The sequence below is a fragment of the Rhizobium sp. BK060 genome, from assembly GCF_014193145.1.
GTDB lineage: Bacteria > Pseudomonadota > Alphaproteobacteria > Rhizobiales > Rhizobiaceae > Rhizobium.
Map to the genome: position 1 here is coordinate 87,648 of NZ_JACHYW010000009.1, position 23,958 is coordinate 111,605.

The 23,958-nt window shown below is 59.2% G+C and carries 15 protein-coding genes; 2 read left to right on the plus strand and 13 right to left on the minus strand.

The genetic code is table 11. The features are described from left to right. Position 1 precedes the first annotated feature (1 nt). A complete protein-coding gene (locus FHT71_RS12110; protein WP_183719761.1) occupies positions 2-4,777 on the minus strand; it encodes an NAD-glutamate dehydrogenase in 4,776 nt (1,591 codons plus the stop codon). Positions 4,778-5,031: 254 nt separating this feature from the next. Here FHT71_RS12110 and pdxY point away from each other — a divergent pair, with 254 nt between their 5' ends. Together pdxY and FHT71_RS12120 are read left to right on the plus strand one after the other, a co-directional pair. After that, a complete protein-coding gene (pdxY, locus tag FHT71_RS12115; protein WP_132592404.1) occupies positions 5,032-5,907 on the plus strand; it encodes a pyridoxal kinase PdxY in 876 nt (291 codons plus the stop codon). Between the two features lie 70 nt (positions 5,908-5,977). Beyond that, on the plus strand, positions 5,978-6,619 hold the full coding sequence (locus FHT71_RS12120; protein WP_007798199.1) for a carbonic anhydrase: 642 nt from the start codon (positions 5,978-5,980) through the stop codon (positions 6,617-6,619). A gap of 59 nt (positions 6,620-6,678) precedes the next feature. Here the strand turns inward: FHT71_RS12120 and FHT71_RS12125 are convergent, their stop codons facing one another. From FHT71_RS12125 to FHT71_RS12180, 12 genes are all read right to left on the minus strand, one after another. Further along, entirely contained in the window at positions 6,679-7,497 is an 819-nt protein-coding gene (locus tag FHT71_RS12125; RefSeq protein ID WP_183719763.1) for a lytic murein transglycosylase, read from the minus strand. A gap of 175 nt (positions 7,498-7,672) precedes the next feature. Then, positions 7,673-8,707 (minus strand): aspartate-semialdehyde dehydrogenase, encoded by a 1,035-nt coding sequence (locus FHT71_RS12130; RefSeq protein WP_007798204.1) that lies wholly within the window; start codon positions 8,705-8,707, stop codon positions 7,673-7,675. A 111-nt stretch (positions 8,708-8,818) separates the two neighbouring features. After that, on the minus strand, positions 8,819-9,031 hold the full coding sequence (locus FHT71_RS12135; RefSeq protein ID WP_037083547.1) for a hypothetical protein: 213 nt from the start codon (positions 9,029-9,031) through the stop codon (positions 8,819-8,821). 27 nt (positions 9,032-9,058) lie between these two features. Further along, positions 9,059-10,279, minus strand: a complete 1,221-nt coding sequence (gene opgC / locus FHT71_RS12140) for an OpgC domain-containing protein (RefSeq protein ID WP_132592408.1) — start codon at positions 10,277-10,279, stop codon at positions 9,059-9,061. A gap of 99 nt (positions 10,280-10,378) precedes the next feature. Then, positions 10,379-18,898 (minus strand): glucoamylase family protein, encoded by an 8,520-nt coding sequence (locus tag FHT71_RS12145; RefSeq protein ID WP_132592410.1) that lies wholly within the window; start codon positions 18,896-18,898, stop codon positions 10,379-10,381. A gap of 361 nt (positions 18,899-19,259) precedes the next feature. Beyond that, a complete protein-coding gene (locus FHT71_RS12150) occupies positions 19,260-19,424 on the minus strand; it encodes a DUF1328 domain-containing protein (protein ID WP_007798213.1) in 165 nt (54 codons plus the stop codon). 303 nt (positions 19,425-19,727) lie between these two features. Further along, on the minus strand, positions 19,728-19,892 hold the full coding sequence (locus FHT71_RS12155) for a hypothetical protein (protein WP_007798215.1): 165 nt from the start codon (positions 19,890-19,892) through the stop codon (positions 19,728-19,730). A 121-nt stretch (positions 19,893-20,013) separates the two neighbouring features. Continuing rightward, complete coding sequence (locus FHT71_RS12160) at positions 20,014-20,208, minus strand: hypothetical protein (protein WP_183719765.1); 195 nt, start codon at positions 20,206-20,208, stop codon at positions 20,014-20,016. Positions 20,209-20,368: 160 nt separating this feature from the next. Then, positions 20,369-21,118: an ABC transporter ATP-binding protein gene (locus tag FHT71_RS12165; RefSeq protein WP_007798219.1), complete on the minus strand. Its 750-nt coding sequence runs from the start codon at positions 21,116-21,118 to the stop codon at positions 20,369-20,371. Next, positions 21,115-21,948 (minus strand): ABC transporter ATP-binding protein, encoded by an 834-nt coding sequence (locus FHT71_RS12170; protein ID WP_132592414.1) that lies wholly within the window; start codon positions 21,946-21,948, stop codon positions 21,115-21,117. Before FHT71_RS12170 ends, FHT71_RS12165 begins: the two co-directional genes overlap by 4 nt. Continuing rightward, the gene (locus FHT71_RS12175; protein ID WP_132592416.1) at positions 21,945-22,880 is read right to left on the minus strand and encodes an ABC transporter permease; all 936 of its coding nucleotides are present in this window, start codon (positions 22,878-22,880) and stop codon (positions 21,945-21,947) included. The genes FHT71_RS12170 and FHT71_RS12175 overlap by 4 nt, the downstream gene beginning before the upstream one ends. Then, a complete protein-coding gene (locus FHT71_RS12180; RefSeq protein WP_183719767.1) occupies positions 22,877-23,944 on the minus strand; it encodes an ABC transporter permease in 1,068 nt (355 codons plus the stop codon). Before FHT71_RS12180 ends, FHT71_RS12175 begins: the two co-directional genes overlap by 4 nt. Between the last annotated feature and the right edge of the window lie 14 nt (positions 23,945-23,958).

Here is a 23,958-nt window from a genome sequence, read left to right on the forward strand (position 1 = left end):
CTCACCTCGCCCCGTCGCGCGCAAGGTCGGTCAACAGACCCGCTGCCACGGTGATCCGGGCAAGATTCGGATCGCCGCTGTCACTCAACCCGGATAGTTCCTCTGCAATCCGGTTGATTCTGATGCGATCGCCGGCATGCCAAGCCTGAACCGGAAGCTTGTCCTTTCCATGGTTTGCGAGCGCCGAGATGACGATATCGCGTCTCGCACTGGCGATCTGGTCGATGCTGCGTGCCAGCGCCAGATTCTCGTAGTGGTCGGCCGAGATGATGCGCGATCCGGCGGCGAGCAACCGCCCGATCCGGAATGTTTGTGAGACGGCGAAATAGCTTTCCGCTGCGCGAGCCAGTGGTTCGCCCGTGCGTTCGGCGATCTGCATGATCTCAGGCACGAGCGCAAAGCCGAGGAGCCCCGAGATCTCGGCGGCCAGCTTATCGGGCGCGCCGGCCTCGCGATATTCTTGGCGGCGTGCCTCGAGCTCGGGTACTGTCTGGCTGGCGAAAATCGGCTTGAGCTTCTTCAGGGCTGCTTGAAGTCCCTCGATGGTGGCAGCCATATCGCCCTTGACCATCTGTGTCTTCAGAAGGAGGCGCGTCAACACCGTGAAGGTGTGGCTGATTTCCTCGTAGATGCGGTTCTGGATCTGGCCGCCGATCTTTCCGTCCAGCGCATCCGTCTCCGTCCAGAGCCGTCCGAGATCGAAGCCATCACGGGCAATGATTGCCGCCCGAACAACCTCCGGTGCGGATGCCGCTGTGGCATCCATCATGCTGACAGCGAAGCCAGGGCCGCCGCGGTTAATGGCCTCGTTGGCAAGCACGGTCGCAATGATCTCGCGTTTCAGACGATGGGCGTCGATGTCGGATGCGTTCGTCTTGCGCATCTTTGCGGGGAAGTAGTTCGAAAGCGTTGCGGTGAAATAGGGATCATCAGGCAAATCGCTGGCGGCCAGGGCATCAAACAACACGATCTTGGCATAGGAAAGCAGAACGCCAATCTCGGGTCGGGTCAGCGGCTTGCCCGCAGCATAGCGCTCGGCAAGGACCGTATCGTCAGGTAGCGTCTCAACCTTCCGGTTCAACTGCTTGGCGCCTTCGAGCACCGTCATGAGCCGGGCAAGTTCCAGGCCGTTTGCCGTGCCCTTGCGCTCCGTCAGCGAAATCGCCAGAGACTGCAAATAGTTGTTCCTGAGCACCAGCTTTGCGACCTCATCCGTCATTGATGACAGGAGCTGGTCGCGCTTTGCCCGCGTGAGGCGATTATCGTGCATGGCGGCGGCAAGCGCGATCTTGATGTTGACTTCGACGTCCGACGTATTGACGCCAGCCGAATTGTCGATCGCGTCGGAATTGCAGCGCCCGCCCCTCAAGCCGTAGGCAATACGGCCCTTCTGCGTCACACCGAGATTTGCGCCCTCGCCGATCACTTTGGCGCGCACGTCTTCCGCCGCAACGCGAATGGGATCGTTGGCACGGTCGCCAACCTCCGCGTCTGTTTCGGACGGCGCCTTGACATAGGTGCCGATACCGCCAAACCAGAGCAGATCGACCGGGCTTTTCAAAATGGCCGTCATGATCTCGAACGGCGTTGCCACGGCTTTGTCGATGCCGATCGCAGCCATTGCTTCCGGCGTCAGCGTGACCGACTTCGCCGATCGCGAAATGATCATCGCGCCCTTCGAAAGGACACCCTTGTCGAAATCTTGCCAGCTCGACCGCGCTAGATTGAAAAGCCGCTGCCGTTCTGCGAGCGTCTTTGCCATATCCGGATCCGGATCGATGAGAATGTCGCGATGGTCGAAAGCGGCGACCAGCCGGATTTTTGGAGACAGCAACATGCCGTTGCCGAACACATCGCCGGACATATCGCCGACACCGGCAACGGTGAAGGGGGTGGTCTGGATGTCGATATCCATTTCACGGAAGTGGCGCTTCACCGTTTCCCAGGCACCGCGGGCGGTGATGCCCATCTTCTTGTGGTCGTAACCGGCCGAGCCACCCGAAGCGAAGGCATCGTCCAGCCAGAAGCCCGCTTCCTGCGCGAGCGCGTTGGCGGTGTCCGAGAAGGTGGCGGTTCCCTTGTCGGCGGCCACGACGAAATAAGGGTCGTCGCCGTCAAGCCTGACTGTGTCCTTTGGCGGCACGATATCGGCGCCATTGATGTTGTCGGTGATCGACAGCAGAGTGCGGATATAGGTCTTGTAGGCTTCGCGACCAGCGTTGAAGATTTCGTCGCGGCTGCCGCCGACCGGCAGCTTCTTCGGATAGAAGCCACCTTTAGCGCCGACTGGCACGATGACGGCGTTCTTGACCTGTTGTGCTTTCACAAGCCCCAGCACTTCGGTTCGATAGTCTTCAGCGCGGTCAGACCAACGCAGGCCGCCACGCGCCACCTTGCCGAAGCGCAGGTGTACGCCTTCGACTTCGACGCCATAGACGAACATCTCGCGAAATGGTCGGGGTTCGGGCAAGCCGTCGACCAGATGCGGATCGAGCTTGAAGGCCAGCATCGCTTTCGGCGAGCCATCCTGATCGCGCTGGAAGTAGTTGGTCCGCAGTGTCGCGTCCACGACGTTGACGTAGCGGCGCAGGATTCGATCGTCGTCGAGACTCGGCACATCGGAGAGAGCCGCCTCGATCCTTTGGTGATGCTCGGCCGCCTTCTTGATCCGCGTCTTCTCGGAAATTTTCGGATCGAGCGCGTCGTAAAACAGCCGAAAGATCATCGCTGCGATTACCGGATACTTGTCCAGAGTGGTAGCGATGTAGTCCAGCGAATACGGAATGCCGGCCTGGCGCAGATAGCGGGCATAGGCACGAAGGACGCTGGTTTCGCGCGCAGTCAATCCCGCCGAGACGATCAGGCGGTTGAAGTTGTCATTGTCGATGACGCCGCTGAACGCTGCGAGGAACGCTTCCTCCAACATCTCTCCATGACGATGGAGATCGATTTGGATACCTCCCCGAGGCTCAAGTTCCATATCATGCAGCACCACCAGCGTTTCCGGGCCGCCGTGGAGGGTTACATCGATATCGAATGTTCCCTCGCTTATGACGTTAAAGCCGAGGTTCTCAAGCAAGGGTACGCGGCGGGACAGGGCGAGTTGGCCGCCGGAATGGAAAATCTTCAGGCAAAGCAGCTCAACGCCGTCTTTCTCCCGCGTGTAGAACGCTATGCGGATCGGCTCTCCGGCTGCGCAAGCGGTGATGTCCTCAAGATCATAGAAGGTTTCTTCGGGCGGGAAGAGATCCTGGAACGCGTGGCTTACGAGCAAGCGAGGAGCCTTGGGTCCAGCCAGGGCTTCGAACCGGTCATCCCAACGCGCCGTGATGGCTCGAATTGCCTCCTCGAGTTTTGCTTGCGGCACGCGTGGAGTTTTGCCGCCGGAACGACCGATGATGAAATGAACGCGCGCAACGCCGCCTTCCGGGAAAGCCGGATAATAGGCGGACACGCGGCCATCATAGACGGTCTTCAGATAGGTTCCGATCTTTTCACGCACGATCGAGTCATATTCCTCGCGTGGCACATAAACGATCACCGAAACGAAGCGATCAAAGTGATCGATGCGCGGCAGCGCGCGGACACGCGGCCGGTCGGCAAGATCGTTGATCTGTTCTGCAAAGCTCGCCAGAAGGGTCGTGTCGATCTGGAAGAGGTCGTCACGTGGATAGGATTCCAGCGTATTGTCCAGCATACGGCCCGAGTGACTCATCGGGTCGAAGCCGAAATATTCCTTCACCCGCTCGATCTTGGAACGGAGCAGCGGAATCTCGCTGGCGAGGGATGTGTAGGCGGTTGAGGTGAAGAGGCCGACGATGCGCAATTCGCCGGTTACGTTTCCTTTGGCGTCAAAGCGCTTGACGCCGACATAGTCCATATAGGCGCGTCGATGGACGATCGACTTCACGTTCGCTTTGGTGACGATCAGGAAATCCGGGCCATCGAGGAATGCGAGGATTTCCGGCGTCGTCGTGACAGCGTCCTTACCGGTGCGCAGAACGAGCACGTCGGGGTTTGAAAGGATGCCGAGGCCAGCGCCCTTGTCACGCTCCACCTTTGCGCTCGCGCCTTTGCCCGAGTAGACGTACTCACGCATCCCGAGAAAGGTAAAGTTGGCATCGCGCAGCCACGTCAGGAAGGCGAGCGCTTCATCGCGTTCCGCTTTCCTGCGGCTGGCATTGTAGGCAGAAAGTTCGTCGATCACCGTTCCGAGCTTATCGAGCATCGGTCTCCAGTCGGAAACCGTCACGCGCACCTGCTCGACCACGGTCTTCACACGCTTGATCAGATCGGCTGCCTGAGCCGTCGTCAGGGGCGCAAGGTGCAGCTGGATATGGCTGACGCGATTGGCCGGTTCGCTTTGGAGGTCGGCCGAGTAAAGTTCAGGCGCTTTGCCGTCCTCCATCACGAGGATCGGATGCACGGCCATGTAGAGGTCGCGATAACTGCTGGTGACCTCGCCCATCACCGATTCATACAAGAACGGCATATTGTGGTCGGTGACCGAAAGAACGGATACGGCAACGCCGTTTGGCTCCACGTCGGCGATGGTATCGATGGTGATGCGCGCTGAATTGCCTGCCCAGGCTGCTAATTCTTTTGCAGAATGCACGGCAGAAAGTGCCAACATCTCCGGCGTGTAGCGTTCCAGGTCGTCGCCGCTGGCGCGCCCGAACAAGAATTCGGGATCGAGGTAGGTCTCCCCGGTTGCGGCCGCGATTTTGGTCGCGCTCTCGAGCTGTTTTTCTCGCTTCGGATTGTTTCGACCAGCCATCGCAGATACTCCCTCATCTCCTCGATTTGGCGCAAGTTAGCAGAAGATTTGACGAAAGAATCTCTAAAAGAGTGCATTGCGAGGCAGCTTTCATGCGTTTTTGGCGGTCGGAACGCATATTTTCGAAAGATTTTGCTTCGTTGTATGAATGCCCGAATTTCTTGCGGCGGAAGTTTCCATGTCTGCGTGAAGAGCTGTTGACAGTGGAGCTGCAAAAAGGAGATCAACGGTCATCGAAGGCCGAGTAGAGCATCATGTCAGATAATGCCGCAGGAACCGTCATTGTTATCTCCAGCCATGTTGTGCGTGGGTCCGTCGGAAATCGTGCGGCGGTCTTTGCGCTGGAGACACTCGGTCATCAGGTCTGGGCGCTGCCGACGATCGTGCTGCCGTGGCACCCCGGCCATGGCCGGTCGACACGGCTCACGTTTGCCGAAGCCGATTTTGACGCGGCGATCGACGATCTCATTCGCGCACCCTGGATCGGTGAAGTGAAGGCTGTTCTTTCAGGGTATTTTGGCAATGCCGGGCAGGCGCGCTCGGTTGCCCGGCTCGTGACGGCTTTGCGCGAGCAGAAACCGGAGCTGCTTTACGTTTGCGATCCGGTTATGGGGGATCTGGGTGGCCTTTACGTGCCGCAGGCAACGGCCGAGGCGATCAGGGATCATCTGATACCCCTCGCTTCGCTTGCGACGCCTAATCGATTTGAACTCGCCTGGCTCGCTGGTGCCCCGCTGGAGGACAATACGTCGATTATGGATGCTGCCCTGTCGCTCGGTCCGTCCCGCATGCTGGTGACCTCAGCCGTGCCGATGATGGCAGGAGGCACAGGAAATCTCTATCTCTCGGGGCGCCATGCGCTGCTGGCGGAACATCGCCTGATCGACAAGCCGCCGAATGGCCTCGGTGATCTTCTTGCCGCGCTGTTTCTGTCGCGGCTTCTTTCCGGCATGGAGGACGAGAAGGCGCTTCAGCTTGCAACGGCAAGCGTCTACGAGGTACTTGCCCGCGCCGTGAAGCGGGGGAGCGACGAATTGACGCTGGCAAGCGACGCGTCAAGCCTGGCAACGCCGATGGCGATGGTGCAGATGCGGCGCTTGATGCACCCGGCACAAAGGCGCAAGGGCTGACGTCACGCCCGCGCTTGCTATCTTGCAGTGCGATATTGATCTTGGTGGGCGCAGGCTGTAATCGAAGATCATGCAGCGTTTTCCAAACACCCTTCTCGACGGTTACCGCAACTTTATGAACGGGCGTTATGCGGACGCCCGTGATCGCTACAAGACGCTTGCCGAGCACGGCCAAAACCCAAGCACACTGGTGGTCGCCTGTTCGGACTCGCGTGCTGCTCCCGAGCTGATCTTTGATGCAGGTCCCGGCGAACTTTTCGTCATCCGCAATGTCGCCAACATGGTGCCGCCCTACGAGCCGGATGGTCATTTTCATGCCACGTCAGCCGCGCTGGAATTCGCGGTTCAGGTTCTGAAGGTTACGGACATCGTTGTCATGGGTCATGGGCGCTGTGGTGGCATCAGGGCGGCGCTCGATCCGAGTGCCGAGCCCCTTTCGCCCGGCGACTTTATCGGACGCTGGATGTCGCTCGTCAGGCCTGCGGCGGAGCAGATCGGCGCCAATGACGTGATGACTCCTGCCGAGCGCCAAACCGCCCTCGAGCGTGTCTCGATCCGCAATTCGATTGAGAATCTCAGGACGTTTCCAGACATCAAGGCCCTGGAAGACGCCGGCAAGATCGCACTTCACGGTGCCTGGTTCGATATTTCGACGGGAGAACTGTGGGTCATGGACGCCGAAACCCGCGACTTCATTCGCCCCGACGTCTAGGCTCAAACAAAAAAGCGCCGAACCTCAGTTCGGCGCTCGCGGTTTGCGCTGAATTATTCTCAGTTTCCGTCGATCTGCTGGCCGATATAAGCGATGGCCTGCTGATAGACCGTCGCCGCGTTCCAGCCGGCGATCGCTGCGAAGTTGGGCTCGCCGGGCTGATAGCCGGCACCAGCCTGCCAGCCATGGCCTTTCAGGAAATTAGCAGTAGAGGCAAGCGCATCAGCGCGCGAGCCGACCATATCGACGCGGCCGTCGCCATCACCATCGGCGCCGAAGCGCACGACATTGCGCGGCAGGAACTGCGTCTGTCCGATCTCGCCATGGGCCGCACCGCGCGCCTGCGGGTTGAGGTAACCCTCCGAGACAAGCTGCAGTGCTGCATAGAGCTGATCGGTGAAGTAGTCGGAACGTCGGCAATCGTAGGCGAGGGTCGACACTGCCGACAGCGTATGCTGGTTGCCCATATAGCTGCCGAATCCGGTCTCCATGCCCCAAATCGCGATTAGCGGACCCGCCGGCACGCCGTAGCGGCGTTCGATCGACGCAAAGAGAGCGGCATTGGCGCGCTTCATGCCCTTGCCGCGCGAAATGATCGCTGCACCGCCACGCTTCTGCATGAAAGCATCGAAGGAAAGCTTGAAACTCTTCTGGCCACGGTCAGCGGCAATAGTCGGTCCGTTGTAGGAGACGTTTGCGAAGGCGCGATCAAGAACGGAGGGGCTGACACCGCTTGCAGCTGCCTCTTGCTTGAACTCGCCAATCCAGGCCTCGAAACCGGCGCCGTTGTTGCCACACTGGGCTGCCTTGGCTGCTGCAGGAACTGCGTGGAGAATGCAGGCCGCCGAAGCTGCCAACAGAAATCTTGTCATGCGCATGGAGATACCCCGATCCCGATCTGACTAGCCTTCAAACCGGGCCCGCAGCCCGCTTTCGGCAATATTGTCACCGTCTTTGATTTGGCAAGCGCGGGAAGCCGAGAACAGCAAACCCGCGCCAAAAAAGCCCTTACCTTAATAAGCCGGGCTTAACAAACCATAGTTAACAATTGGTTCAGGCTGCCTGCTTGCGCGGCTTCACAAGTCCGCGATTGATAAGCAGCTCAGCGATCTGAATCGCGTTGAGAGCGGCACCCTTGCGGAGGTTGTCGGAGACCACCCACATGTTCAGGCCGTTCTCGACCGTCGCGTCTTCGCGGATGCGGGAGATATAGGTCGCATCTTCACCGGCAGACTCGTAGGGCGTGATGTATCCGCCGTTCTCGTGCTTGTCGATGACGAGGCAGCCGGGAGCTTCGCGCAGGATGTCGCGTGCCTGATCAGCCGTGATCTCGCTTTCGAACTCGATGTTGACCGATTCAGAGTGGCCGATGAAGACAGGAACGCGAACTGCCGTGCAGGTCACCTTGATCTTCGGGTCGAGCATCTTCTTGGTCTCGGCGAGAACCTTCCACTCTTCCTTCGTGTAGCCGTCTTCCATGAAGACATCGATATGCGGGATGACGTTGAAGGCGATACGCTTCGTGAACTTCTTGTTCTCGATCGGATCTGCGACGAACACGGCTCGCGTCTGGTTGAACAGCTCGTCCATACCATCCTTGCCGGCGCCGGAAACGGACTGATAGGTCGAAACGACGACGCGCTTGATCTTGGCGAAGTCGTGAAGCGGCTTGAGCGCCACGACGAGCTGGGCAGTCGAGCAGTTCGGGTTGGCGATGATGTTGCGCTTGCTGAATTGGGTAACGGCGTCGGGATTCACCTCAGGAACGATCAGCGGCACGTCTGCGTCGTAGCGCCATGCCGACGAGTTATCGATGACGACACATCCCTGCGCACCGATCTTGGGCGACCACTTCTTGGAGACCTCGCCGCCGGCCGACATCAGGCAGATGTCGGTGTCCGAGAAATCGTAGTTCTCGAGGTTTGCGACCTTCAGCGTCTTGTCGCCGTAAGATACCTCAGTGCCCTGCGAGCGCGCAGACGCAAGCGCTACGACTTCATCGGCGGGGAAACCGCGTTCGGAGAGGATATTGAGCATTTCCCGGCCAACATTTCCGGTCGCTCCCGCAACTGCAACTTTAAAACCCATTTCTCAAGCTCTCTTTCTCTTCTCTCCTCTTGTCCGGTGAGGGGGAAGCGCGAAGACATCGCGACTTCCTGTCCCCAGCCGGGCCGGGGAGAGAGCGGCAGGCCAGAGACGTCAGACGGTTTTCGTCGTCGTTTTGGCCTTGGTTTTGGAAGAAACCGGAACGGCAATACCCATCCCGGCACCTTGTGCCCGGTCATTGCATGCAGCAATGGCGTGTTCATCACGAACCATGGATATTCCTTTTCCGCCGTTGCTCTTAAAAGGTTTTCCACAGGAGTCAAGGTTTTTGCGATCATGATATGCGACGGCGCGGAAGGCAGCGATCTCTCAACAGTCGCATGGTACTGGCGTCTAGCGTCGATCTTGCGAACGATCGACGCGCGCAGGAACCGGCACCATCGTTCGGCTGGGCAGCCTGTCGCGGTCGCCGGTCTCCAGCTTGCGCTTTCGCTCAAGATGGTAGGCGTAGGCGAACTGAATGGCGATGCCGATGACCACGAAGACTGGGCCGACGATCCGGTCGTGGTTGTTGATGTAGAGCACCACCTGACCAACCATCGCCAGAACAGTGCCGGCGACAAAGATGTTCAGCGAGTGGCGTCCAAGGATGGTCAGCGGATTGTTCGTGGACCGGCGAAGCAGGCGTGAGATTGCTGGAATATTGATGACGAGATACGTCAGCGCCAGAACGTGCAGTAGCCTCGGCAGCGACAGGAATGTCTTGTCGAAGCCTGTCAGCACGGGCGGCAGCCCGAGCGATGCCAGCGCAATTCCGAAGCTCCAGAGCTGGCCCACGACCCAGGCAAAGGACAACGCGACATAGGCGGCCGCGAAAGCAAAGAGGATCGGGTGCTGCGGCAGTTGGCCGCCGCGGCGCACATGCATCATGCCAACGATGCCGATCGTGAAGAGGAATTGCCAGGACAGTGGGTTGAGGAACCAATAACCCTCGATCAGCATGTTATGTGGCGCTATCTCGTAAACGCCCGCAAATAGCCAAACAGTGCCGGAAACGGCGAGTGCAAGAAGAGGGCTTGCCGCGTTGAGCAGAAGGATGATCGGCACCATCAACATCAACGCGCCGTACATCGGCAGAATGTTGTTGTAGCCGATCTGATGTCCAAGCAGTACTAGCGAGGGAATGCCGGCCTTCAGATTGGTGAGGACGGCGAGGATGTTGATTTCACACAGCAGGCCGGGTCGGTGGAAGATCCACGCGCCGGCCAGGAACAGGGCGAGCGTCATGAACGTCGTTATCATGTGAGCCAGATAAAGGGTAAACGCCCGCTTCATGGCCTTCACTACCGTCTGCAGCCACGCGCCGGGCTCAAAGCGCGTACCATAGGCCAAGCCAACCGCGATGCCCGAAATCAGAACGAAGGCTTCGGCCGCATCTGAAAAGCCGAAATTCTTGGTTGTAAGATTCTCGAAAATCTGACCGGGTACGTGATTGATGAAAATCGTGATGAGCGCGAGTCCGCGTAGAACGTCTAATCTCGTATCGCGTTTCGGCGCCGCTACCGTCACAGAACTTTGCTTGGCGCCGATCGTTCCCTCGAGCGCTATTGCCATGGACCTCTCCTGCTTTTCCGATTTGCAAACGCAGTTGCGGCCAAAAGGTTTCCCTTTTGGCCGCAACGAATCGCCGGATGATTAGCGAGGAAAATGCTGTTATCCGACCGGATATCCCTCGTCGGGATCGGTGACTTCGCGTCCGTTGATGGTCACATCGTAGCCTCTCGGATGGGACGATTTTGAGACCGAAATGAGGTATTTAGCACCTGCGTGCTCAATCTCGGCGGAGAAGCCGTCCCATGTGCTCGCCAGTGCTGGACGCACGTACAAGCGGCCATCCCTCACCTTGATGCCGAGGATGCCCTCGATCACCGCGCGATAGAGCCAGCCCGCGGAGCCTGTGTACCAGGTCCACCCGCCGCGACCGCTGAGCGCGCCCTCACCGTAGACGTCAGCTGCAATGATATAAGGTTCGACGCGATAGCGTTCCGCCGAAACCGGGTCGCGGGCATGACTGATCGGATTGAGCAGCTCGAAGCAACGCAGGGCATCATCGCCGCGGCCAAGTTCAGCCAATGCCAAGACAACCCAAGTCGCGGCATGAGTGTATTGGCCACCATTTTCTCGAACACCTGGCGGGTAAGCCTTAATATAGCCAGGATCCTTAGCCGAGTTTGCAAAGGGCGGCGTGAAGAGCCGGATGATCCGTGCCTCTGGATCGACCAGCTTATCCAGCACGGAGTTCATAGCCTTTGCCGAATGCGCCGGATCGCCCTCTCCGGACAGCACGCTCCAAGACTGGGCGATCGAATCGATCTGGCATTCGAGGCTTTCCTTGGAACCAAGCAAGCTGCCATCGTCGAATGTGCCGCGCCGGTAGTAGGCGCCATCCCAGGCGACGGTTTCAAGTGCGGCCTTGAGCGTGGTCAAATGCTGAGTCCACCGCTCAACCCGTGCCTTGTCGCCACGTTCCTCCGCATATGCCGAGAACGAACGTAGCGCACCCGCCAGGAACCAGCCAAGCCAGACGCTCGTTCCTTGTCCGCCAATGCCGACACGGTTCATGCCGTCGTTCCAATCACCTCCGAGGAAGAGCGGCAGACCGTTCTTGCCTGTGCGGGCGATCGCGAGATCCAGCGCGATGGCCGCGTGTTCGTAGACGCTCGCCTTGTCTTCGGAGATTTCCGGCAAATAGAAGGAATCGTGCTGTCCCTCAAGGAGTGCCGGCCCTTCCAAGAAGGCGAGTTGTTCGTCGAGGACGCTCTTGTCCCTCGTAACGCTACAATAGTGATGGATCGCGTAAGCGAGCCAAACCACGTCGTCCGAAATCATCGTCCGGACACCAGCGCCGGTGCCAGGCAGCCACCAGTGCTGAACATCACCCTCGCGGAACTGGCGCGAGGCGGCGTTCAGGATCTGCTTGCGGGCAATCGACGGCTCATGGATGACGAACGCCAACGTATCCTGCAACTGATCGCGGAAGCCGAAGGCACCGCTTGCCTGGTAGAAGGCCGTACGCGCCATGATGCGGCAGCCCAGGCTCTGGTACGGCAGCCAGGTATTGATCAGATTGTTCATGCTCTGATCGGGCGTGGAAACCTGCAGTTTTCCGGTGAAGCCCTGCCAAAAAGCACGGTTTGCGTGGACAACGTCCTCGAAGGCAACCTTGCGAATATCGTTGATCAACGCCCGCGCCTCGGCCTTCGTCTTGGTGTCGCCGAGGAAGAAGCAGATATCCCGCTCCTCGTCCGGTCCGATCTCGATATCGATCGCCAGAACCGCTGCCGGATCGCCGTCGAGTTCTGTCGTGCCGGAAAGGCTGGCTCCCGAATTCAGGGCGTGTGGCGCCTGAATCGTTCCCTTCTTGCCGATAAATTCGCGGCGGCTGGCAGTAAAGCTAGATGGCTTCTCGCCGGCCACAAAGAAAGCGACACGACCGGAATAATCGATGCTGTAGTTGTTGCTTGCGAATAGTGCGCCGGTCTCCTCGTCGTGCTCGGAGAGGATGAACGGTGCAGACTTCTGCGTATTGTTGCCCAGAACCCACTCGACGTAGCCGTAAATCCGCAGCTTCCTTGGCTTGGAACCGGCATTGCGTAGCCGGATTCGTTGCAGCTTGACCGGTTTTTCGCGATCGACGGTCTGCGTGACCTCAAGCGCGATTTCGTTCTGCACGCTGGAGAATACCGAATAGCCCAGGCCATGTCGCGCTTCGAAGCGAATATCCGGCCGCTCCGAGAGGTTTGCGAACGGGGTCAATACCGCGCCGCTATCCCGATCGACGACGTAGATCGCTTCGCCGGGGCGGTTGATGACTGCGTCATTCGACCACGACGTCAGCTGATAATCACGGGAGTTTGCGCTCCACGTGAAACCAGCTCCTTCGGCAGACACATGGAAGCCGAATTTTTCGTTCGAGATTACATTGATCCACGGATGCGGCGTTGCGTGACCTCCGGGAAGGCGCACGACATATTCGCGACCGTCGCCGGCAAAGCCGCCGATGCCGTTCCAGTAATTGAGGTCCCCCTCTTCCTCGATCACCACCCTGGAGGGCCGTGAGGCTGGTGCCGGGGCGATCCGCTTGACGGGCGTCTTCAGCCGATCGGCGCGCTCCAGCTCTTGCTGCTCTTCCTTGCTCGGGGAAAAGAGCGCGACGGCACGATTGATCTGATCGATAATCTTGCCGTTCTTGGCATGGAGCGTGACGCGCGAGGCGGAGATCAGCGCATGGTATGTTGATTCTTCCATCAGATCCTTGCGGACCGTGAAAATGTGTTGGCGCAAGCCATCGGCCTGACCCATGCGGCGAACGTTCTCGGCCATCTGATCGACGGCGTGCTGCATGTCCTGCGCATAGGATGAGGCGCGCTCGTTCATGATGACCAGATCGGCGGTGACGCCACGCGAGCGGAGGTATTCCTGCGCAAGCAACGCTTCCCTGACGATATCGAGATCCATGTCGTCGTTGACACGCAAGGTGAAAATCGGGAAATCGCCGGAGATCGCCAGTGGCCAAAGTGATGACTGCGACTGCATGCCGGCGGCAACTGCGGCCGCATCGGCGCGCAAATACATATCCGGATAAACCAGATGACGGCCAAGATGCTGGAAGGCTGCCGCCTGCTGTGACGTCACGCCGACATGGCGCATCTGGATCTGCGTGCGCGTCCAGGCCTGGACGAGTTCGTGGTTGAAAGCGTCTGCATGGCGATACCGGTCAACGGCCTGATCCACCTCGTTGCGGCTAGGGGCAGCGATGGTCCAGAAGATGACGCTGACTTTCTTGCCCGGCGGTACGCGGAGGGTGCGGCGAAGCGAGAGTACCGGATCGAGCGTGAAGCCGTCGGTACCGGAAAGGGTCGCTCCCGCATCAAAAGCGGCGGCGTTCGCGAGGCTACGCCCACGGCCTAGGAACTTGCGGCGATCCGTTTCGAACTCGGTGTCGCGCGTAGAGCCGGAGGTGTCGACGATAAGGTGAGCGACGGCCATGTTCGGCTCGTTCGGATCTCGCTTGTTGCGCTCGACGCGGATGACGTCGCCGCGCTTGCCGACCTCCGTCTTGACGAACATGCGGGCAAATGCCGGATGGGCGTTGTCGACGTCGTCTGGCGCGAGAACGGGCTCGAGATAGGAGGTTACTTCGATAAATCGATCCTCTGTCCCCGAATTAACGAGCGTCAGGCGCCGTGCTTCGGCATCATGCTCAGTGGCGACAATGCATTCGACTTCGCTCGTGAGGTCGCCTACCGTCTTAGTGAACTCCGCCTTTTCGTCAGCGAAGAGAACCTTTACCTGTTCGCCTTCGACACTCTTTGGCTCCGTAGTTGCCGACCACCATTCGTTGGTCGCCGTGTCGCGAAGGAAGATGAAGGTGCCCCAGCGGTCCTCAGTCGGATCGGCTTTCCAACGTGCAACCGATTGGCCGTTCCATCGCGAATAGCCGGCGCCCGTTGCGGTCAGCATCAGCGAATAGTGGCCGTTCGAGAGGAAGACCAGCTCGCGATCACGCGAGGCCGGATCATAGATTTTGCGCAGTTCAGGGCGCAACAGATCGTCCTGGATGCTGGCTGGGGTATCGGATTCGTGCTTGCCGCTCATGACCGGAATATCCCGCGGTGCCTTCTCTTGGAGAAGGAGCTCGGCAGCTTCGATCACTGGATCCGAGTGGAAGAGTTCGCGCAGGTGACCATTGAAGGCGACGTTCGCGACTGCGGCGATCGACATGCCGTGGTGGTGAGCATAGTAGTTATATACAACCGCGCAAGTCTTGCCTTCTGGCACGCGGGTCGGCGTAAAGTCGACGGCGTCGTGGTAGCCGAACTTGCCGAGTGCGCCGAGTTTGCGCAGGCGCTGGAGGTTTTCAAGCGCTGCGTCAGGATTGTACTGGCTGGCAAGGATCGACGCATAGGGCGCAATGACCGCGTTGTGGCCAAGGCCCCGCTTCAGGCCGAGCGAGGGTACACCGAAGTTCGTGTATTGGTAGTTCAGGTTATGGTCGCGCGCATTGAACGCCGCTTCCGAAATACCCCACGGGATCCCCAGCTTGCGTGCATGGTTCATCTGCTCGACCACAACCAGATTGTTGGTCTGGTTGAGGATGCCTCCGCCGCGCTCCTGCATGACGAGCGGCGGCATCAGGTACTCGAACATCGAGCCGGACCAGGAGACAAGCGCACCACGCGAGCCAACTGGGACGACCTGGCGGCCGAGACGATACCAATGTTCCGTCGGCAGATCGCCCTTGGCGATGCCGAACAGGCTCGTTAGTCGGCATTCCGACGCCAGCAGGTCGTAGCAGGCCTGATCGAGTTCGCCACTTTCGACGCGGTAGCCGATCGAGAGCAGACGTCTTTCGGGCCGGAACAGGAAGCCGAAGTCCATCGAGAAGGCGAGGTCGCGGGCCTTGTCGCGTAAGGCAATCAGGCGCGGACGCAGTGCGTCGATGTTGGACAGATCGAAGGTGCTGTCGGAGATGTGGGCTTCGCAGACCTTGACGAGCGATTCCGCCCAGCGCGTGACTTCGACGCTCAATGCGGACTTCACCTCATGATCGAGGTTGGCAGCGAGCTTTTGAATGTCGCGCGCCAGAACGGCGAGGTTGATGATGCGGATCGATGCGAACTCGTGCTCGCGCTTGACCGCGGCCAATGCGTTCTGGAATCCGATGATACGCTCTTCCAAGCGACGGCGCAGCGGGCGAACCGTCTTGCGATCGTCCGGCAACTCGGACAGCACCTCCGCGAGGATGCCTGCGGTATCGCCGACGCCATCGAGGTTGCCCTGCATATGAGCGGAGGGCGCTTCCGCCCAGTTGCGGCAGGCCGACGAGATCGCGATGAGGTGGCCGGCGAGGTTGCCGCTATCGACTGCGGAAACATAGCGCGGCCCAAGCGTATCGAGAGTATCAGTGTGGTACCAGTTGAAGAGGTGCCCGCGGAATTTCTCCATCTTGTCGATTGTCGCGATCGTCTGTTCGAGCCGATCAATGGTCTCCTCGAAGGAGAACCATCCGAAATGCCGGCCGGAAACGACGGATAGGAGGTAGACGCCAATATTGGTTGGGGACGTGCGTGTCGCCACGATTACATGAGGCGTCTCCTGGACGTTGTCCGGAGGCAGATAGTTTTGCTCGGCAGTTGTGAACGTCTCGAAATAGCGCCACGTGCGGCGGGCGATCTTGCGAAGTTCGCTAGAAACAGAATCGGCAACCTCAAGCCGGTCTTCCGTCTCGGCCGACTGGCTGACGTAATAGGCGACCATCGGCGAAAGGATCCAGAGAAACGCGAACGGAACGCCGACCAGATATGCCTTGTCACCGGAAAGCGCTGCAAAGGCTAGGGCGAGCAGGGCCAGCACCGGGGCGTGCCACATCGCCTTGTAGTAAGAGACGATGGTTCCCTGCTTGCCGGCCTGGACACTGGCAGCCGTTCGCCATTGCAGCATCAGCTTGTGGCTGACAAACAGACGGTAGAGCGAGCGACCGATGGCATCGGCCATCATGCAAGCGGAATCGGCAATGAAGATAATCCGGAGAGCGACCTGTGCGTTGGCAGCACGGATATCGGACCAGACGGTGTAGAGATGGGCGCGGGCGACGATATCGCTGGTGCGCGGGATGATACCGTTGATGAGGGAGAGTGTCGGGGCGACGAACAGGCAGAAAATCAATAGGATCTGCCACACGAGCGCGCCGAGCGGGGCCATGAAATACCAGCCAAGCACTGAGGCGAAGAACCATGCGATTGGCGTCAGCGATCGGCGGAGGTTGTCGAACATCTTCCAGCGCCCGAGCCCGGTGACGCCGTGCCTCGGATTGAACATGTACGGCAGCAGCTGCCAGTCACCACGCGCCCAGCGATGCTGGCGCGAGGTTTCGACCTCGTAGCGGGTCGGGAAATCCTCGACGAGCTCCAGATCGGTGACGAGCGCGCAGCGGGCCATCGAACCCTCTAGCAGGTCGTGGCTGAGCACTGAGTTTTCGTCGATGCGCCCTTTGAGCGATGCTTCGAAGGCGTCGACGTGATAGAGGCCCTTGCCGGTGAAGGTGCCCTCACCCGCCAAATCCTGATAGACGTCGGAGACGGTAAATACGTAAGGGTCGAGGCCGCGATTGATCGAGAAGACACGCTGGAAGACCGATGCATCCTTGCCCGTCGTCAGTGACGGCGTGACGCGCGGTTGCAGCACGCCATAGCCGCTTTCGACCCGACCGCTGGCAGGATTGATGACCGGACGGTTGATTGGGTGGTAGAGCTTGCCAGCGAGCTTAGTGACGGCATCGCGCATCAGGCGTGTGTCGGCATCGAGCGTCATAACGTACTGAACGTTTGCCGGCACGATGTTTGCACCCGGAAGGTAAGTGGTATCGCGGTCGCCGCGAAGCAGCAGGTTCAGTTCGTGCAGTTTGCCGCGCTTGCGCTCCCATCCCATCCAGGCGCCCTCGGATGGATTGTAGAGTCGACGGCGATGCAGGAGGTAGAAGCGCGTCTTGCCATCGAAGGCATACCGTGCTGAAAGGTTTGCGACCTCGCGGCGGGCATAGTCCAATACCTCGAGGTCGGCGGACGTTTCCTCGGCCTGGCTGTCCGGCCAGTCGCTGAGCAGCGCGAAGTAGATCTCCCCACGCGGGTTGGCGAGGTAGTGAACTTCGAGATTGCGGACGAGTTCATCGACACTGTCACGGTTGGAGATAAGGCAGGGAACGACCAGTAGCGTGCGGGCTTCTTCGGGAATACCCTCCTTGAACTCGTAGCCGACCAATCGGGCCGGCGTGACGAAGAACGACAGTACCGTGTTGAAGAGGCCGGTTGCGCCTTCCGAAGCCGGGAGCGAGAACATGATCAGCAGGATCGCGATCTCAAGTGGTCCCATGCCGGCATTGGCCATGAACTTGCCGACGATCGCCATGGCGATGATGGTGAGCAGGATTACCGGTGTGGCGATCGAGAGCCAGTTGAAACGGCGAACGGTTCGGACGAAGTGCTGCGTTGCGGTCGGGCTATAGTTCGCACGCGCTTCGAGTTTGGGCCTTTGGGCACCGGTCAGAAAGCCACCGACATTCGGTTCATGCGGTTGTGGCTCGCCGGAGGCCTTCGCCTCTTCGGTCATATCCAGCGCCAGTTGGGCGATCTCCATTTCCGAAAGCGGCGAGCGCTTGGCGAGTTTTTCGATCTGCTTGCGGTACTTGTTGCGCGAACCCGAATCGAGATCACCGTAGTCGGAATGATCCCACAGCAGCTTGTCGACATGGCTGACCTGTTCGACCCAAACGGACCATTCGGTGTCGTCGATCTCGCGCAAGCTCCGGATGATGTTGCCCATCGTGACGTTGCCGGAGGACAGGCGGCTGTGCTCCGCCATTGTCGTTTCTTCGGTATCGCGTCCGAGGGCCTCGAGGCGCTCGTCGAGCCAGGCGATCGCCACGCTGGAGGCCTGCGAGCCGTCACGCATGCGGTAGAGGAATTGCGTTGCGAAGGTATTGTCTTCGGCAAGAGACTCGAGCGACTTAAGATACTCGGCTGCCTTTGTCGGGTCCGTCAGCCGCACAAGCTCATCTGCAGCCTCGTTGGCACGCCGACGCAACCGGCGGCTGCGCTCGACGCGGATCGAAATGCGACGCAGATTTTCCACGAGCACATAGCGAACAAGCGATGGCAGTGCCCAGAGTTCACCGATCCTCAACGTTTCGCTCTGCTGGAAGCCATCGACGAGGGCCGTCAGGCTTTCCTGCGAGATCGTGCTGTGGGTGTGGGCGACATAAAGCCATGCGAGCACCAGGGTGCGCGGGATCTGCACGCCGCTGACGTCGATCGTTGGCAGTTCTCGATAGAAGCGCCGCGGGAAGTCACGACGGATTTCCTGGATCGCTTCCTCGACGATGTAATGGTTGTCGAGCAGCCATTCCGCTGCCGGGGTAATGGTTTCACCGGATTCCACGTCCGTTGCCGTGGTGCGGTAGACCCGCAGGATTTCCTTCTCGTTTTCCTTATGCCGCGCGAAGAAATCGAAGGGCGTAAAAGCGGGCAGCGAGTCGACGCCGCGCACGGCGACGGAGGCGCCGATTGCCTTGATATCCTCAATGGAAAGATAGGTTGAGCGGATCGAGTCGTTATGATCGATCTGCTTCGTTTCGGACTCGCGGGACGGGCTCGGAGACGTTGCGGAAATGTTCATGGGTTCGGTTCTGGATCCAAACAAAGTTATGATGATTTTGCGTAGCCTTTTGCACTGCCAAATATGACTGCCGCATGAACAGCGCCGGGGTTTCCTGATCCCAGACAGCAAGATCGAAGCGGTAATCAACCGACGATGCGAAACGGTTTAAACGCAACCTATGTGGGCGATGTGCGAACACGACTCCGTTGCGCCCTCCACCCTTTCGGAGCCATCCCGGGAAAGTTGGACACCATTGCGATAATTCAAGTCAAGATGTTTCAAAGGATGCAATGGGGCAGCGTACGAACATCACTTGCGGTCGAAAAGAAATCGGCGCTTGGGCAAGCGCCGATTTCCAATCTTACACCAGTGTTTTTTGTCAAGCGCGTCGCATGAGGCGCATAACCAGCGAGACGACAAACAGGATCAGGAACAGGAAGAAAAGAACCTGTGCGATCGACGCGGAAGCACCTGCAATGCCGCCAAAGCCCAAAACCCCGGCAATCAGCGCTACAACGAGAAATACGAGTGCATAATAAAGCATGGCGATCTCCTTTGTCTTTGCTGACGAAATAACGGGAGGTCGCCCTATTGGTTCCGTTGGAGCCCCCAGGCCGGGTTCAGCCAATAGAAAAGGCGCGTCGAAATCGACGCACCTTTTCTATACCGGCAACCAACCGTAATCTTAGACTGCATGGAAGAGATGGAGCAGGATAATCACCGGGATCGGAATATCCCAGAATCCCTTTTATCTTCATTCTCGGTTTCACAATGAATGTGATGAGAGAATAAAACGTGGCTCCGACGCGGCATCTCTCGACGGCCGCGACACTACGTGTTCTTTGGCTTATCCTACGATGCCAAAGACGAGGGCTGTGACGAAAAGAAATGCCGCCGTGACAAGCGTTGCGTGAACGACAAGCTGAATCTTGCTGCGTGTCGTGACCGGCTTCTTGGTCTGGACGGAACCATATTGATTCACATGAGCATGCGAGATACCCAAGTCTGCCATGTGCTGCCTCCGTTTCTCCGCGCTTCTTTTGTTAGAGCGTGTTTTCGTATTTTCTCTATCTAATAGGTAGAGATAAAATTCTGTCCTGCCAGGGGACGTTAAAAAATCCGTCCTTCGGCGATTACACGAGAATTCGCCACGCCCAGAGCAACGAACGATCGTCTCCGGCACCTTGGCGGCACCTGACCGTTGCTTCCGGTGTTTCCAGGAGTCGCCGGCCTTTCTCTGCGGGAATGGATGTCGAGGGTGCAGCTTCTCTATCGATCTTGGCCGATGGCTGCAGATATCCCATGGTCATGCCGCCAAGAAAAAACATGCCGGATCTCCATGATCACGAAAATTAACGGGCGTTAACCGGATCATGACAGAAGTAAGGCAAGTGTCAATAGTCTAGTCGAATGGTCGTGTTTTAGTGGATTATTAAGGCTGAGGCCCAACGAGCCTCAGTGAAATCAAATCGTTGGAAGGATTGCCCTTCAAGCTTTGACGAAACCCTTACTGGCAACCATCAAATTTCGCGTGTAGTCCTCTGTCACGGCTGCCTGCGCAAGCTGCGCTGAAGTCAGTCGCTCGACGACGGCCCCGTTTCGCATCACGGCCAGGCGACCGCACATGTGGGTGACGACGCCGAGATCATGGCTGACCATAACGAAGGTCAGCTTGCGATCTCGCCGCACCTGTTCGAGGAGGTTCAGAACCTCCGCTTGCACTGAAGCGTCAAGGGCCGAGGTCGGCTCATCAAGCAAGAGGATGGACGGCTCGACGATCAATGCCCGGGCAATTGCCACGCGTTGACGCTGACCGCCCGAAAGCTGATGCGGGTAACGGAAACGGAAGCCATTTCCAAGCCCGACTTCGTCGAGGGCTCGGGCGATCCGCATGTCACTGTCGCTGATGCCGTGTATCGCCAGCGGCTCGAGTAGGAGGCGATCTATGGTCTGGCGAGGATGCAGGGATCCATAAGGATCCTGGAAGACCATCTGCACCTGTCTGTAAAAAGCCTTGGATCGTTTCGCACCAACGAGGGGATCGCTATGGATCTTGATCGAGCCGCCTGCCACCGGTGCCAGGCCGGCAACGGCACGCAGCAGGGTCGACTTCCCCGATCCGGACTCGCCGACCAGGCCGAATGACTCGCCGGTCTCGATATCAACGCTGACGTCCTTTAACGCACGGAAGTGATCATAGGTCACGCTCAGCTTGTCGACTGAAAGTGCGATGCTCATGCTCCCCACTCCGGCTTGCGATCGAGAACCGGCAGCGGATGCCTGCTTTCTCCAATTTGGGGCATGCAGTTCAATAGGCCCTGCGTGTAGGGGTGGCACGCATTCTTGAGCTCCGATGCCTTGAGTTCTTCGACAACCTTGCCGGCATACATAACGATGACACGGTCGCAGAAGGACGAAACCAGGCGCAGGTCGTGGGATACGAAGATCAGCCCCATGCCGCGTTCCGACACGAGCTGGTCCATGATCCTGAGAACATCAAGCTGGACCGTGACATCCAGTGCGGAGGTCGGTTCGTCGGCGATCAGCAACTCCGGATCGGCGATCAGCATCATGGCGATCATCGCGCGCTGGCCCATGCCGCCCGAGACCTCGTGCGGATAGAGGTCGAATACCCGCGCGGGGTCGCGGATCTGCACGGCCTCCAACATGGCGAGAGCGCGATCGCGCGCCTCCGCCTTGCCGACTTTCTCATGGGTCCTCAGCGTTTCGCAGATCTGTCGGCCGATCGACATGACGGGATCGAGCGAATATTTCGGATCCTGCAGGACCATCGCGATGCGTTTGCCGCGCAATTGCCGGCGCTGCTTGGCGGATGCGGCGAGAAGATCAATGCCGTTGAAATCGAGCTTGTCGGCTGAAACGATGCCGTGCTTCGGGGTCAAGCCCATAACGGCGCGCCCGGTCTGAGACTTGCCTGAGCCGGATTCACCGACGATGCCGAGGCGTTCCTTGCCAAGCGTAAACGAGACGCCGCGGACGGCTTCGATGACGCCCGTGCGCGTGGGGTAGCTGACTTTGAGGTTTTGAACGGTGAGGAGCTCGGTCATTGGCCGCTCTCCCTGGGGTCGAGCGCGTCGCGCAAGCCGTCGCCGAGCAGATTGAAGCCGAGGCTGACGATCAGGATGGCAAAACCCGGCATGGCCGCCACCCACCACTGATCCAGGATGAAACGCCGGCCAGACGCGATCATCGCGCCCCATTCGGGAAGCGGCGGCTGCGCGCCGAGACCGAGGAAGCCGAGACCGGCCGCCGTCAGGATGATCCCAGCCATGTCGAGCGTCACGCGCACGATGAGCGAAGAAAGGCAAAGTGGCATGACGTGCCGGACCACGATCCGCAGGGGCGATGCGCCCATCAGCTTGACTGCAGAGATATAGTCGGAGCGTCGCACTGTCAGCGTCTCCGCACGCGCAATACGAGCGTAGGGCGGCCAGGAGGTGATCGCAATCGCGATGATCGCGTTCTGGATGCCAGGTCCGAGAGCCGCGACGAAGGCGAGGGCCAGAACCAGCTTGGGGAAGGCGAGGAAGATATCGGTGATGCGCATCAGCGTCGCATCGACCCAGCCGCCGGCGTAACCCGACACTGTTCCAACGATCAGCCCGATCGGCGCCGAGATGGCTGCGACGAGAACGACGACGAGCAGCGTCAATCGGGAACCATAGATGAGGCGGGAATAGATATCGCGACCCTGGTCGTCCGTGCCCAGCCAGTAGCCCTCAGCGCCAGGCGGCAGCAGCCGCGCATTCTTTAGGTCGCCAACAATGGGCGAATGGGTTGCGAGAAGGTTCGCAAAGGTAGCCACGAACAGGAGGGCGATGATGATCACGAGACCGACGACGGCCAGGCGGTTTGCGGTGAACTGGCGCCAGGTCACGTAGACTCGGCCCAATCGCGCTTGCGTGCGCGACTGCGGCCGATCGGAGAGCAGCCACTCGCGGCGGCTCAGCGGCGCTGATTGATTTGCAGGGACCGTCATCGGCTTCGCGTCCTAGGGTCAAGCGTCCGATAGAGAAGGTCGGACAGAAGATTGATGCCGATGAAGACCGTGCCAATGATGATGGTGCCACCGAGGACGGCGTTCATATCCGCGTTCTGGAGGGAATTGGTGATGTAGAGCCCTATGCCCGGCCAGGAAAAAACCGTCTCGGTGAGAACTGAACCCTCAAGCAAGCCGGCATACGAAAGCGCGATGACGGTGACGAGCGGCACGGCGGCATTTCGCAGTGCGTGACCCCAGATGACCCGAGTTTCCGAAAGTCCCTTGGCGCGTGCCGCTACCACATATTCCTGGCTCAGTTCATTGAGCATGAAGCTGCGGGTCATGCGGCTGATGTAGGCCAGTGAGAAATAACCGAGCAGCGAGGCGGGCAGGATGATGTGGCGGAAAACGTCATAGAAGACGTCCCACTGCCCCTGCATGGCGCTGTCGAGCAGATAGAAGCCGGTCACCGGCGTAAAGCTGTACTCAAAGACGATGTCGATGCGGCCGGGGAAAGCTACCCAGCGGAGCTGCGCGTAGAAGATGACGAGCGAGATCAGCGCAAGCCAGAATATAGGCACCGAATAACCAATCAGCCCGATGACACGGACGATCTGATCGGCAATGCTGCCTCGCTTGACAGCCGCGAGCACGCCGAGCGGAACACCGACGAGCGAGCCGATGATGGTCCCGAGCGTCGCGAGCTCGATCGTCGCGGGGAAAACGCGCCTGATGTCGACCATGACGGGATTGGTGGTCAGCACGGAGGTCCCGAAGTCACCTGAGAGAATGCTTTTCAGATAGATGTAGAACTGCTGGTAGAGCGGCAGGTCGAAACCGAGCTCGCGACGGACGCGCTCGACAACATGGGCCGGAGCGCGGTCGCCGAGAATCGCAAGGACTGGATCAATCGGTACGACGCGGCCGATGAAGAAAGTCACGGCCAATAGGCCAAGATAAGTCGTGACGGCGGCGACAAGAAATCGCCCGGCTGCCTTGGCAATAGGAACAGCACGGCCCTGTTTGGGCCGTGCCTCCATTTTTGTTTCAACGTTGCTCAACGGATCAATCCTGC